The following is a 14,380-nucleotide window of genomic DNA, read 5'->3' as shown; positions in this document are numbered from 1 at the left end:
TAGAAAATGAAAAATTCAAGCAACACAAGCTATCATCTAGACTCTATTGACAAAGAGATCATTTACATGCTGATGGATAACGCGAAAACATCGCTAGCCCACATTTCGAAGAATGTAGGAATCTCTACTACAGCAGTGCATCAAAGGATTAAAAAACTTGAACACGCCGGAGTTATTGAAAACTCTATTTCGTTTCTTAACCCCAAAAAAATTGGGTACAAAGTTATTTCGTACATCGGAATGTTTCTGGATCAGCCCAGCCATTATCCCGAAGTTGTAAAATCTCTGAAAGATGTGAACGAAGTAGTAGAAGCTCATTATACCACAGGGAATTACACGATATTCTTAAAAGTTCTTTGTAAAGACAATGATCATTTGATGCAAATTCTAAGCAAACTTCAGAAGCTGAAAGGCGTGACAAGAACGGAAACTTTCATATCTTTGGAACAAGGTATTTACAGACAACTGAAAGTATAAGATTATGAACATTGCCCAATATTTGGATTCAACCTATTTGAAAACACCTGCACAGTCAGGTCTGTCAAACGAAGAAACTTTAAAGATTGATATGCAGCTTGCACAGGAAGCCATAGATCATGGTGTTTTTGCGGTGATGATCCGTCCGGATTATGTTGCTGATATCAAAAAGTATATTCAGGAAAGAAATTCCAATGTTGCGGTAGGCACTGTCATAGGTTTTCATGAAGGAACCCATTCTATTGATGCAAAGCTTATAGAAGCTTCAAAAGCCATTGAGGACGGAGCAGACGAACTTGATTTTGTAATCAATTACACTGCCTACCTTAAAGGTGATCTGGAACTGGTGAAAGAAGAGTTTGTAAAATGTACACAGCTTGGTCTTCAGCATCAGAAAGTGGTAAAATGGATCATTGAAATTGCAGCACTCACAGACCAGCAGATTGCTGATGTGACCAGAAATATTTCAAACTGGGCAGAAGAAGATTTTTCTGAGAATGATCTTGCCCATATTTTTGTAAAGTCTTCAACAGGCTTTTATCAGACTGAAGGCGGCAAGCCAAACGGAGCTACATTTGAAGGCGTGAAGATCATGCTGGATAATGCCGGGAAACTTCCCGTAAAAGCAGCAGGAGGCGTACGAACTCCTGAAGATGCAGAAAAAATGATCAGTATGGGCGTTAAAAGGATTGGAACTTCTTCTGCATTGGCACTGATTAAAAACAAATCCTCGCAAGAAGGATATTAATAACACAAAAAAACCATCAAATTCTGATGGTTTTTTTATTTATAGCTGTGCCTGATATTCTTCGTAGAAATGTTGCGTTTCTTTAATAAGAACATCCATCTCTTCCAAAGTATAGACCTCAAGGAATTTTTTTCTGAACTCTTTGAAATGAGGAACTCCACGGAAATAATTACTATAATGCTGTCTCATTTCAATAAGTCCCAGCTTTTCACCCTTCCATTCTGCGCTCCACTCCGCATGCTGACGTACCGCAAGTAAGCGGTCTGAAATAGCAGGTTCCGGAAGATGTTCACCTGTTTCAAAGAAATGCTTGATTTCATTAAATATCCATGGATATCCAATGGCAGCACGGCCAATCATAATTCCGTCACAGGCATATTTATTTTTATATTCAAGTGCTTTTTCCGGAGAATCTATATCTCCGTTTCCGAAAATAGGAATTTCAATATTAGGATTCTGCTTAATTCTGGAAATATGCTCCCAGTCTGCTTCCCCCTTGTACATTTGACCACGGGTTCTTGCATGTATTGTTAAAGCTTTGATGCCTGTTTCCTGTAAACGTTCTGCCACTTCATCAATATTGATGCTGTTGCTGTCCCATCCCAAACGGGTTTTCACTGTTACAGGCAGATGAGTAGAGGTTACAACCGCTTTAGTAAGGCGTACCATCAGGTCAATATCTTTAAGAACGCCTGCTCCTGCTCCTTTACACACTACTTTTTTTACAGGGCATCCGAAATTAATATCTACCAGATCCGGATTTACCGTTTCTACAATTCTTGCAGACATCGCCATTGCCTCCTCATCTCCACCGAAGATCTGGATGCCAACCGGTCTTTCATAATCGAAAATGTCCAGCTTTTTACGGCTCTTCATCGCATCACGAATCAAGCCTTCAGAAGAAATAAATTCTGAATACATGAGATCTGCTCCATGCATTTTGCAAAGACGTCTGAACGGAGGATCGCTTACATCTTCCATCGGAGCCAGCAAAAGCGGAAATTCCGGCAGTTCTATGTTGCCTATTTTTACCATGGCGCAAATTTACGAAATTATAAACATTTGAGCTTATGATAATTTCTATTGTGAAGATAGAGTGGAGGATTTGAACCAAGAACTAAGATTTAGACATCTGATAGCAGACATGAGACGTCAGACAAGAGAGATTTTAGTAAATTTGATAATTATTGCGAGAAACTAGAACCAACAACTCTACACTCATATACTCTCTTACTCTAAAACTTTCAAACTTAATTAAAAGCTCGCTTTCACCTGCATACTTCCGATATGAATGGTTCTCTCTCCGGAATTTCTTCCTTCGTAATTTAAATTGAGCTGAAGGAAAGAGTTGATTGCCTGTTGAATAAAAACACTCCATACCTGGTTTTTACCTGGTTTAAGGCCGTCCAGCATTTGGTTTCCTACAATGCTGAAATTATTTCCGGTGAAATTATTATTGATGAAAGAGAAATTTCCTCTGATCGAAGTTTTTTTACGTTCCCACTGGATAGTTCCCGTGACGTCAAAAGCTTTCAATAACTCCTCACCATCAATTCTCTGCTTTTCACGGTAGGCAGATGAAAGTTCAGCTTGAATGGCATCTGTAAATTTATAGGTAGCTTTTGGCTTTGTTTCAAAATTATTCAGACGGTAATCTCTGGTCGTGAACAACTGTGAAGAGTTTTTAATATCATGAATTGAGTTTTCCCAATCGATCCTGAATTCTTTATTAAACCAATATCCAACGTTGATGAAATGAGAAGTCTGTTCCCGTTCTTCATTACTGAAATTGGCATTGATGAGATTGTCATTGGAGATAAAGCGGTAATTCCCATTCCATCCGGATTTCTCAGTAGGATTGAACTGTACCGATGCTAAAACATTCTGATTTTTAAGGATCTGATCACTGTTTTTTTCGAAAGGATTCAATACCAATACTTTATCCTTTTTATAGAATGAGTTTTGTGAGTTTAACGAAACGTTAAAATTCCAACGCTTTAAAAATCCATTTTCAGAATTAAAAATAATTGAAGGATTAACGAATAATGCCAGCTGTATTTTATTTTTATTAGAAGGAATATATCGTACAGAATTAGTATAGATTCTGATGTATTGGGCTAAGTCAGAATATTCTGCAATCTCGAATTCATCCAGCTGCTGGATACCGTCTCCGTTGTAATCTGTCCACTTGTAAACTCCCTGTCCATCGGTTACTTTAAGGTACTGGAATTCCCGCTGTGCTTCCTGGCCGTTTCCAAGTTCATAAAAAGCCTGCAGACGCATCCCGTTTCTGAAAAGCTGCTGGTTATAAAGAATATTTCCTACCACGAAATCATTATTTCGCGTCATATCACCCTCATTATTTTGATAAAAGAATTTTCTGTAATGTACCAATGCATTTAAGGTGGTCTTTTCTGTTTTAATAAGCTGGCTTTCTGCCATGATCCCCAGAATATTATTCATATTCTCAAGCCTGTTGTTTCGTACAGAGTCATTATCCCTCATATATACCTTGGCAAGTAGTTTTGTACGGGTACTATCACCAATTTTTTTCTGTACAAAAATTTCTTTCCAGCTGAAGCTGGTCACATCCATGAGTTGCGTATCATTATATTTTTTCTCATTATGTTCCATACTTCCGCCTACTGCCCAGCTTCCTTTTTTGCCGGTAAACTCAGTAGAAACTCCACCACGGATAAATTTAGTGTCCTGTAGTGTGGCATTGGTATTCAGATAAGATAAATTTCCTTTTGTGAAGAACTTCCCAGTGATCCAGCCGAAGTCCAGATCATTTTTAATTCCTTTGTAAGTGTCCTGCTCATCAAGATAATTGATCCGATAATTCAGGTTCGATTTATTATTCCATTTATTTAAAAAGCTGAACGTGAATCTGTTCTGTGTTCTCTGGCTAAATTCCTGAACAAGGTTGAAGTCTCTGGAAAATTCCACATCATTGATACGGTCCAGAATGTGAAACTGTTTGTCAATGTACTGATATTCAAAACTTGGAGTACCTTTCCAGTTATTTTTCGTAAAACTTTTATTTCCGTAGACACGATAGGCATAACCGATATTCTGTTCAGCATCTTTTGACGAGAACAAATTCAGATCATAATTACTAAGTGAAAAATCTGCACCTATCTTTCCTTCCTTTAAAAGATATTCAGAATTCACAGAATAGACCTGCGATTTTTGAGGTGAAGGGAGTTTGCGTACCGCTTTATAATCCCCCATATTGTTTCCTACATACTCAAAAACACGTCCGTTATTGGTAGTTTGAGTGATTTTATAATCTCCCTGATTGATTCCGAAATAAGTGAAAGAAACCTGATAAAGTGTTTCCGTTTGACTGGTGGAAAATTCGTAATAATTTCCGGCAGGATTTAAACGGTATAAGATCTTATTAACATCATATTCCGTAATGACGCCGGATGGGGCATACATTAAATTAGGATCATTTCCGGCATTGGCAAGAATCTGCTCATCCTCTTTAGAAAGATTTAAAGCAAGAGGAGCATTTTTATTATCATTTTCCATGAACCAGTTCAGCCCTACCTTAAATTTTTCCCTTTGATGCTCAACTTTTCCGGTGAATAAATATCTTGAATAGTTTCTATTGGTATAATTATATGAAATCGTAATAAAATTCTGCTGGAAGATGGGACGGAAACTGGTGAATGTCACTTCCCCGGTGTTATAGTTGATGATATAATCCTGATTTTCCCCTCGCTTCATTAGAATACCATCAATAAATACCTGTTCAGAACCTGAGATAAGCGTGATAAACTGTTCACCGTTCTTCCCTGTCAGGCGGTAAGGTCCCTGATTGCCTTCCACCCCCTGGAAACGAACCCTGTGAAACTCACTTCGGGCAACTCCCATCGAAACATCTATAAAGGTTTTATTATCTTTTCCAAATTCGGTCTGGAATTCGATACCCATGCTTCGCCTCTGGAATTTTGCAAAATAATTCTTGGATTCCACAAGGTCAAGATGCCCGGCTCGGAGGATCGATTTATCCTTTATATTAAGCTGCATATAGATCTTGTCAAATTCCTCCAGAGTCTGTGTATAACCATCAGCCTGTATAGGCAGGTTATGATCTGAAATACTTGCTAAAATAGTAACATCTTTAGAGAGTTTTCCTGAGATTTGAAGATCCATGGAGCTCTGTACAGACTGTCCCTGGTTGTTACCAAACGTAATCCCCCGGATAATTGAACCTTTAGAGTTAAGTTCTCCCAAAAACCTTTTCTTATCGTTTCTTACAAGAACTGCTTCATCAACGATTATTTTGTTGTTTGTCTTTACAAAATCCATCGTATCCTTTGCAAAAATATCCTGCTCAAACCTTGCCGCAAGAATGCTGTCTTTTTTTATAGAGTCTTCGGGAATGTTAGGATTCTTCCAGGAAAATATTTGTGCATGGGCCGAAAATATGCCCATGAAAAATAAACCCATCAGAAGAAGAAAATTGCGCAAGCCTTTCAAAATAATTCGTAAAAATAGCTAAAAAATGTTAATAGCAAGATGTTTAGGATTATTAACAGAAAATAAATCTAATTATTGTTAATCTATGAAAATTACAGGTTTTATAATCTGAATTATGATTAATTAAATTTTACGAATATGGAGAAATACCTGAAGTCGCTAAATGTTTTTTTAATAGGTAAAAGTATTAGAATTTAACATCAATGTGAATAAGTCAGCAGGCTTGAAAATAAATTGCGAAAAGGTATATTTATTAAAATGGATTAATTAGTCCTGAAATTTTATTGATTAATGAATTATGATGTTAAATTATAATTAATAAATATAATTGTTTAATAATATTTCACTTTTTTTTAACCGATTTTTTACTATCGTAAATCTTTACAACGGGATTTATCATATACGCCAATATCCTAGTGATAGAGCTAGTTTTTAGCTGATTAATAAAAAGTTAACTTTAATTAATTGTTAATTATATCCCCTCATTTTAATATGGTTAAGGTTTTTTTGTATTTTTATCTCATTAAAATTTAAAACTTTTTATAATGAAAAAAATCTTTACTATTTTAGGAGTTACTTCATGTATTTTGGGATTTTCTCAAAATTTAGTTCAGAACCCAGGTTTTGAAAATGGACTTACTAGCTGGGCAGCTGGTACTGGAAACGGTTATACTTTGCCAACTGCAGAAACGGATACCCCCTATCAAGGTGCAAATTATGCTAAATATGTAGCAACAGCAACAACGGGATTTTATCAAAATATTCCTATCAGTGCCAGTACTCAATATGTGGTTAGTTTTTGGTATAAGTCTGTTGGTAGTGGAAATGGCGCCAGACTTTGGTCTTGTTTTTTAAATGTTTCTGATGCTCCGGTATATTTAACTACTGATCCTGCAACAGATCCATTGAGAAATAATAGCGGTTATTTAGCTAAAGTAGGTGTCTGGACTCAAAAAACCGTAACCTTTACTTCTCCTGCAACAGCCGTTCAGTTCCAATTACAAGTGCGTGCTTATAATAACTCAACTGCCAGCTTTGATGAGTTTTCTTTAATTCAGAATGGGTCTCTATCTACAGTTGATTTCTCAGCATCAAAATTCAGCTTGGTAAAAAATACTTTGGTAAAATCGGAAATCAATTTTGCAAAAAACTGTAAAGATGTCAAAATCTTTAATATGTTCGGACAAGTTGTAAAGTCTCTTTCTGTAAAAGAAAACGAAACTGTAGAAGTATCTGATTTAGCAAAAGGAAACTACATTGTAACAGGAACAGTAAATAATGAACCTGTATCTCAAAAAATCTTGAAAGAGTAATTTTTAGTCATTTTAAGAATAGTATAAAGCTCCGGGCATTTCGAAGAAATGCCCGGAGCTTTTTTTGAAATCATTTATAGTTTCTTCTTTATTTAAAATTACAGCTATATTGATTTTATTTCGTTTTTTAATTATATTTTAAGAATATAATATTTGTGTGGTACTGTTTTTGATATTAATTTATTACCAGAGGCTTTGTCCAAATCAGAATAGACTCTGTTTCAAAAAAGAATTTAAAAGTTAGTTTTCAAGATAACAGATTAATAAGAAACAGTTGCTTAATGCAGCTGTTTTTTTATTTAATACCAACCTCTCCTGGCCGCATTAATAACTGCTCCCAGGTTGAGAATCAAAGTATATCTGATACGCTTGGCATAATCCTTAAAGGAAGGTTCAAAACCTAATGATGATTGAATGGGGAAATAGATTTCCAGGAAATCAGGAATCAGCTTTACTTTAATACCACTGTCCCAGATAAACTCTGCAGGGCGGTTTTTGTTTTTATAGATCCCTGCATCTGCATACACATGGAATATCTTCCAGACACTTGAATCTATATTAAAAGACGTGATCCATTGATTGACTGAACCGGGAATAAAAGATTTGAAACCTCCGTCTGCAAGGATAAACTGTTGGGATAAAAGTCCGCTGCTGGCACTTTCACCCAAAAGATTGTACGAGAAGGAATAATTTGATACCCTCGAAATACCATAATTGAACATATTATTCCGGGTGTCATTTTTTATAAAATAGCCTGCAAAAAGTCTGAGACTTAATTTTTGCTTAGGCGCAAATTCCCACCTGTAAAATCCTTCAGCAGTAATTTTATTGAAATCTTCCATACCCTGAGTGCTCAGGCTTAAACTTTTCTCATGAATCATCTGGCTGTCACTGTAGCCATATCCAGCACTCCAGAGGTTATATTTGCCATAATCTCTGTTGGCAACCATCGCTGGGCTCAGGTCTCTTTCCAGGTAATTGTAAGATAAACCTATGCTCCTGCTGACCGTGCTGCGGGGATTTTTTCTGAAATTGAAATTAGAGAATATCGATCCCTTGGTGTAGGCCAGATCATAATCGTAATGAAAATAGGAACCCGAAACTCCAAAGGTAATACTCCTGAAAATGCTTTCAGCCGGAAGGAAAGAGTAGGAGACCGCTCCGGAGCCTGTCAGTTTCCCAGTTCCGGTACTGTAAGTGGGTGTCACCGAATACAGAAACTTCTGATCAAAAAAAGACTGGTTTTTTAAATTGATCCCCAATAGGAATTTATCATAAGTATTGTTGAAACGTACCCTTGGGCTTACGTATATTTCATTGTACTCAGGATTCGGAATATCCTTAATAAGTTTGAACTTTATTTTTTTTGCATTCGAAAATAAACCTTTTGCATACAGGAAATTATCCCGGTATTTAGATTCAGGGAAAATATAATCATTATTAAGTGTGACTTTGTGAACATATTCTGATGCGGGAAGAGAGAAATTCGTAAGTCTTTCATTTTCTTCCGTTTCTATCCAGTAAGATTTTTTTTCGCCCTCGCTTGTCTGCGTTTCAAGCTTTACGGGTATTGGGTAATCCGTATTTTTGGCAATTTTGATATTTACAGAATCTTCCTGTTTTCTAATGTTCTTCAGTCTGAAATTGATCCTGTTTTTCTGTTTCAAAAAATCAGTAAGATACCCTGATGTTTTATTTTGCTCAGTAAGCTCCTTCAAAAATTCTTCCGGATTGATCTTTCTGTCTGTATTTTTGGAAATATAATCTTTTAAAATACCATTGAATTTTTCATAACCCATTTTTTCTGCAGTATAGTTGAAAAGGCTTCCCGTTTCAAAACTGCTCACTGCCATTTGGTTAAAATTACTCAGTACCGTAAATTCTTCACTAATCTTCTGATCCAGATTTTGGGACATGATATACTGATAAGACAGCCCATAACGGTCAATTAATTTTACCTTGGATGCATGAAAAAGCTTCAGCGGTTTTACTCCAAATACTTTTGTTTCCGGTAGGTTCCCCAATAATTTGGTTTCACTATAGAATTTATTGAGATACTGAATTTCAAGATAGGATTTTAAGCCGTTTTTAAACCAATGGTTTTTCTGCTTATCTGCAATAATACTTTCATCAAGAATCTTTTTTGCAATAATCCCAAAGTAGTCCAGGTCTGTTTTTTCAGTATCTGTAAACAGCTGAAATCTGAATTTCCAAAATGCGATATCATTATTTCCAAAAAAATCTTCCTGTGATCTGAATTTCTCTGAAATAAAAATATTTTCAGGAATGACACCTATTTTTTCTTTAATAAATTTTAAATGTAAAGGCAGATAAAACTCAAGATTTTGCTTTTCTTCAGGTTTCAGATTATATCCAAATTTGATCTCCGTATCTTTTCCATCAACGTTGATTTTTATAGAAGGTAGCCCACTCTGGGAGATCAGAAACTCAGGGTCAGAATCCAGATAACCCTTAAATGAATTCATCTGTATCTGCGGAAGGTTACTTTCAATAAAACTGTCAGGGGGAAGATCAAAATTGACTGTCCAGAACGTATTGAAACTTACTGATTCTTCAATGTCGTGGTAGTTCCTTTTGGAAATATTGTCCGGATCGAAATGATCCGGAACAATAAAGAAATATTTTAATGCTGTCATTTTATCAGAGCTGCCATATCCAGTAAATTTATTGTCTGGAAGCTGCATCCTGTAATGAAGCTGTAATCTGATGCTTTCACCCGGCTTTAAAGCTTGTGTCAGGGGGAGAAAAAGATTCTCATCTGAAATATTATTAACAGGAACAGGTTGCTGTTCTGAGTTTTTAACATTGAGATCTAAAAGTTTACCCAGCTGATCCGGTTTTGCAAAATGAAGATCTGTACTCCGGTCTTCCAGTTTTCTGTAAACCAGAGATGTCCCTTTTTTATTATAGGCAGAAACCCAATTAAGAAGTTTCACCGATTGCAAATCTTTGTCAGAATGATTGTAATAAACAATATCCTGGTTTACTTCAAGTGTTTTTCTGTCGGCTGATAATTTCGCTTCAATGTAGATGCTGTCTTTCTGTCCAGAAACCTGTACAATTCCCCAAAATAAAACAAGGCAAGTAGTAATCTTTTTCAATATCCTGTGATAAAGCTCAAATATAAACTTATTTTGAATATATTCAACAGAGTTTTAGCCTTGTACTTCGTTTTTTTGCAAAGAATTAACATAAGCATTCCAACCCTCATTTTTATAAGTGATAGCAGCTGTTTCAGGGTCTTCAGACTTGTAAATTCCTCTTCCTACGATGATGAAATCAGTATGAAGCATTTTGAAAACATGTTCAGGTGTATTGTACTGCTGTCCTTTTCCGTCTCCTGAGTCTGCAAGATTCACACCCGGAGTGAATAGAAGAAGGTCTTCTGGAATCTGGTTTTGCGATACTCCTCCAATGACATTAGGATGGGATAGTGCCACTTTCAGGGCTTCTTCACGATAACTTGCCGTAGTCAGCGCTCCTTTTGAAGACATTCCTACGATAGCAACAACCCCCACATTTTTAAAGCAGTCTAAAGATTCAAACCCTCCAATAACCTGTGAAGTCACAAAATCTGCCCAGTCTGTAATCTTAAATACTCCACTGGTGAACTGCAGTTCCTGTGTATTCCCGATATCTGCAAATTTTCTGTCTTCCATCAGTAAGAACTGGTGCTTTTCAGCCAGCGCTTTTAATGGAGTAATTGTTTTTTCATATTCAAAATCTGAAATAATGTCGATATGCGTTTTTAATGCAATCACATGAGGTCCTACTTTCTCAGCTAAATCAAGTAATTCCTTTGTTGTAGTAACATCTGCGGATGCAATCAGGTTTGATTTTTTCTTTAAAGCCGTTTCCAATAATTTTTTTGAAACTGAATGCTGTGCGTGCTGCAGCTTTTGCTCGTAAGAACTTCTGATCTTTTCTTCAAACTGAATATGGTTCCCCTGAAGAAAATCCTGAATCCTTTTTACTTCTTCATCAGAAAGTTCTCCTGTTTCCTGAAGAATAGTACAGACTTCTGAAATATTGAAAAGAGTATGAACTCTGTAGCCCTTATTTTCCAAAAGCTGTTTTCCTCCCTGTTCTCTGTCTAAAACAACAACAATATCAGCTACTTTCAGATCTTCCTGCTCTACCTCGGCAATAGTTTCTACCAGAGATTTTCCGGAAGTGATCACGTCTTCTACCAAAAGACAGTTTTGTCCTTTCTGGTAAATTCCCTCGATCAGTTTCTTAGTTCCGTAATTCTTTGCCTCTTTTCTTTTAATAATTAATGGAATATAGCTTTCCAGAGACATGGCAGTAGCCATTGGCAGTGCTGCATAAGGCACCCCGCAAATCAGGTCAAAATTATCAAGCGGAAGCATTTCCAGTAAATAATTAGCCAGATTTTTTAAAATTTTCGGATCTGAAGCCAAAGGTCTCAGGTCTACATAAAAAGGACTTTCAATACCGCTTTTTAAGGTAAATCTTCCGAATTTGATAATGCCAAGCTTATAGCACTCTAAGAAAAACTCTTTTTTACTTTCCATTATTTTTTATTAGATAATGCAAATTTAAACATTTGAAGTAAGGCTTAAAAATTTATCAACCATTTGTATACAAAAAACCATCCTGAAATGTTTCAGGATGGCTTAAAATATTTCTGTAAATTATTATTTTATAATTTCTACATCGATAATCTTGGTACTGCTCATTCTTTGTTCAGCTTCCCAAAGAAGGAATTTATCAACTTCTTTAATCAGTTTTGGAATTGTAAGTGATAATACCGCCAGGTCATCCATAACACCTAATACAGGTATTGCAAATTCTGGAAGAAGATCGATAGGGGAGATCACGTATAAAATTCCAAGAAGCGGAAGAATGATATCAATGGATTTTATAGGATAAAGTCCTTTTCTCCATAATTTTACCATTCTGAATATATCAGGGATTTTTTTTACGAAACCTTTATGGCTGATGGCTTCTTTAGCAAGGTTTAATTTTGAATACTTCATATTGTGTTTGGTTTTTTTTCTTTTTCAACGTAGTTAATTTCGCAAATTCTGTACCAATAAAATATAAAATTAGTTAAAAAACTACTTGATGATATTGTCAATGAACTGATGCACAGTCTCTGTGTTCCAATCTCTGTAGGCATCTTCTTTAATGATGATCCTTCCATGCTGGTCTATAAGAAAAGTGGTAGGGAATACTTTTGGAAGAATTTTTTCAGAAATAGGGCTTTGTGCAATATATACAGGGACAGTATAATTATTTTCCTTTAAAAATGCTCTTACCGCATCTTCTTTGTCATTCATGGCAATCAGAATGAAATCTACATTTCCTTTTCTTGAATCATACAATTTCTGGATGGTTGGCCATTCTTTTCTGCAGGGCGGGCACCATGTTCCCCAGAAATTCAGGAAAACAGGTTTATTTTTAAATGCTTTAAGATTGGTGCTCGGTACATTGATTCCTTTCAGCTCGATGTCATAATCTTCTTCACTGACGTGTACGGCATTTTCTATGGTAGCGATCGGGAAAAACTGATCTCTAAGGTATTCCTTTACCCCCGGAACAAAAGCGATAACACCGATAATGATGATGAGGACAAGATAAATGATATTTTTTTTCATGCGTAGATCTTTACTATTATTTTTTGCCGTGAAAATTTTATCTGAATTATAATAATTCTAGGATTTCCTGAACAGCATCCTTACCTCTGTTTTTGGCATAGTACAGCTGCAGGTCGTTGTAGAAATTATCTTTTGGATAAGCTTCCGGATCAGCTTTATGCTTCATTAACAGTTCATAGCCGAACTTCGGACGCGGGCCCCATGAGTTTTTAACATTAAAATCTTTATCCAGGATAAGCGCTTTAGGAATAGATTCTGTACCATTGGTCAGATACTGATTGATCAGGCTTTTATCACTGTCTCTCAGGAAAATTTTAACCTCGTTGTGTCCTTCGAAAAACTTAACAAGTGCGGGTACTGTAGCACTGGCGTCTCCGCACCATGCTTCAGAAATGATCAGGATTTTTCCGTCAAAATTCTTAGAAGCCAATATTTTTACCTGTTCTTCATCCGGAACATACTTTTTAAGTGTTCTGTCCATTCTCTGAAGTCCAAGTTCGTAATATTGTTTATAGTCAGTTTCCTGTTGGTTGGAAGGATTTTCTAATCGTTCTCTTCCGATGTGGATATATTCCTCAAAAGAAATTCCCTGATCCCAGTAATTTTTCATTACTTAAAATATTTTTATTAAAAATTATTGATGTTTCTTGTTTTGTTGATCAAAAACAGGTCAGCCAATACAAATGCGGCCAAACTTTCCACAACGGGAACTGCTCTGGGTACTACACACGGATCGTGGCGTCCTTTTCCTTCTACGGTAACAGGATTTCCATATCGGTCAACGCTGTCCTGAGGCCGCAAAATGGTAGCTACCGGTTTAAATGCCGCACGGAAATAAATATCCATTCCGTTGGAAATCCCCCCCTGGATGCCTCCTGAAAGATTAGATTTTGTAGTGAAATCCGTATTGAAAGCATCATTATGCTCCTTCCCTGTCATTTTAGCACCACAGAAACCACTTCCATATTCAAATCCTTTACAGGCATTGATATTCAGCATAGCTTTACCTAATTCAGCCTGAAGCTTGGAAAATATAGGTTCTCCGATTCCCACGGGAACATTTTTGATCACGCAGGTAACCGTTCCGCCAATGGTATTGCCTTCTTTTTTGATCTCTTTGATTCTTTCGATCATTCTTTCGGCTGTTTCAGCATCCGGACAACGTACATCGTTACTTTCTGTTTTGGAAAAATCCAAATCCTGGTATGGTTTTTCACAGAAAATATCGCCTACAGAAGAAACATAGGCATTGATCTCGATGCCGGATAAGAGTTGCTTGGCCAAAGCTCCTGCAACAACCCAATTAATTGTTTCCCTTGCTGAAGATTTTCCTCCCCCGCGATAATCCCTTATTCCAAATTTCTGGTCATACGTGAAATCTGCATGACTTGGACGGTATGAATCTGCAATGTGATCATAGTCCTTAGATTTCTGATTTTCGTTTTCTATAATAAATCCGATCGGGGTGCCTGTAGTTTTTCCTTCAAAGATTCCGGAAAGGAACTTTACCGTGTCACTTTCTTTCCTTTGAGTGACTATTGCAGACTGGCCGGGCTTTCTCCGATCCAATTCATATTGAACTTTATCGAGATCTACCGTTAAACCTGCCGGAAAATTATTGATGATACCACCGTAAGCCACACCGTGACTTTCTCCAAATGTTGTAAGACTGAGAAGATTACCTAATGTATTGAACATGTTACAAAATT

At 36.4% G+C, this 14,380-nt stretch carries 11 protein-coding genes; 3 read left to right on the top strand and 8 right to left on the bottom strand.

The window, feature by feature from the left end; genetic code table 11:
- Positions 1-6 precede the first annotated feature (6 nt).
- Both QF044_RS14650 and deoC read left to right on the top strand, forming a co-directional pair.
- The gene (locus tag QF044_RS14650; protein ID WP_307268733.1) at positions 7-477 is read left to right on the top strand and encodes an Lrp/AsnC ligand binding domain-containing protein; all 471 of its coding nucleotides are present in this window, start codon (positions 7-9) and stop codon (positions 475-477) included.
- 1 nt (position 478) lies between these two features.
- On the top strand, positions 479-1,225 hold the full coding sequence (gene deoC / locus QF044_RS14645) for a deoxyribose-phosphate aldolase (protein WP_307272042.1): 747 nt from the start codon (positions 479-481) through the stop codon (positions 1,223-1,225).
- A 39-nt stretch (positions 1,226-1,264) separates the two neighbouring features.
- On the opposite strand, the gene dusB is transcribed toward deoC, so the two are convergent.
- Together dusB and QF044_RS14635 are read right to left on the bottom strand one after the other, a co-directional pair.
- Complete coding sequence (dusB, locus tag QF044_RS14640) at positions 1,265-2,260, bottom strand: tRNA dihydrouridine synthase DusB (RefSeq protein WP_307268730.1); 996 nt, start codon at positions 2,258-2,260, stop codon at positions 1,265-1,267.
- Between the two features lie 219 nt (positions 2,261-2,479).
- The gene (locus QF044_RS14635) at positions 2,480-5,671 is read right to left on the bottom strand and encodes a hypothetical protein (protein ID WP_307268728.1); all 3,192 of its coding nucleotides are present in this window, start codon (positions 5,669-5,671) and stop codon (positions 2,480-2,482) included.
- A 590-nt stretch (positions 5,672-6,261) separates the two neighbouring features.
- Here QF044_RS14635 and QF044_RS14630 point away from each other — a divergent pair.
- On the top strand, positions 6,262-7,029 hold the full coding sequence (locus QF044_RS14630) for a T9SS type A sorting domain-containing protein (RefSeq protein ID WP_307268726.1): 768 nt from the start codon (positions 6,262-6,264) through the stop codon (positions 7,027-7,029).
- 299 nt (positions 7,030-7,328) lie between these two features.
- On the opposite strand, the gene QF044_RS14625 is transcribed toward QF044_RS14630, so the two are convergent.
- The 6 genes from QF044_RS14625 to aroC all read right to left on the bottom strand — a co-directional run bounded on the left by QF044_RS14625 (position 7,329) and on the right by aroC (position 14,369).
- The gene (locus QF044_RS14625) at positions 7,329-10,151 is read right to left on the bottom strand and encodes an aminopeptidase (protein WP_307268724.1); all 2,823 of its coding nucleotides are present in this window, start codon (positions 10,149-10,151) and stop codon (positions 7,329-7,331) included.
- A 54-nt stretch (positions 10,152-10,205) separates the two neighbouring features.
- Complete coding sequence (pyrF, locus tag QF044_RS14620) at positions 10,206-11,585, bottom strand: orotidine-5'-phosphate decarboxylase (RefSeq protein ID WP_307268722.1); 1,380 nt, start codon at positions 11,583-11,585, stop codon at positions 10,206-10,208.
- Positions 11,586-11,708: 123 nt separating this feature from the next.
- Positions 11,709-12,050: a YkvA family protein gene (locus QF044_RS14615; protein WP_307268720.1), complete on the bottom strand. Its 342-nt coding sequence runs from the start codon at positions 12,048-12,050 to the stop codon at positions 11,709-11,711.
- 81 nt (positions 12,051-12,131) lie between these two features.
- A complete protein-coding gene (locus QF044_RS14610; protein ID WP_307268718.1) occupies positions 12,132-12,671 on the bottom strand; it encodes a TlpA disulfide reductase family protein in 540 nt (179 codons plus the stop codon).
- Positions 12,672-12,717: 46 nt separating this feature from the next.
- Positions 12,718-13,281, bottom strand: coding sequence for a thioredoxin family protein (locus tag QF044_RS14605; RefSeq protein ID WP_307268716.1), 564 nt, complete (start codon positions 13,279-13,281; stop codon positions 12,718-12,720).
- A gap of 17 nt (positions 13,282-13,298) precedes the next feature.
- The gene (aroC, locus tag QF044_RS14600) at positions 13,299-14,369 is read right to left on the bottom strand and encodes a chorismate synthase (protein ID WP_307268714.1); all 1,071 of its coding nucleotides are present in this window, start codon (positions 14,367-14,369) and stop codon (positions 13,299-13,301) included.
- Positions 14,370-14,380 lie beyond the last annotated feature (11 nt).

Source organism: Chryseobacterium sp. W4I1 (assembly GCF_030816115.1).
Lineage (GTDB): Bacteria > Bacteroidota > Bacteroidia > Flavobacteriales > Weeksellaceae > Chryseobacterium.
The sequence above is the reverse complement of the archived record's forward strand: the minus strand, read 5'-3'. Positions and strand labels throughout refer to the sequence as shown.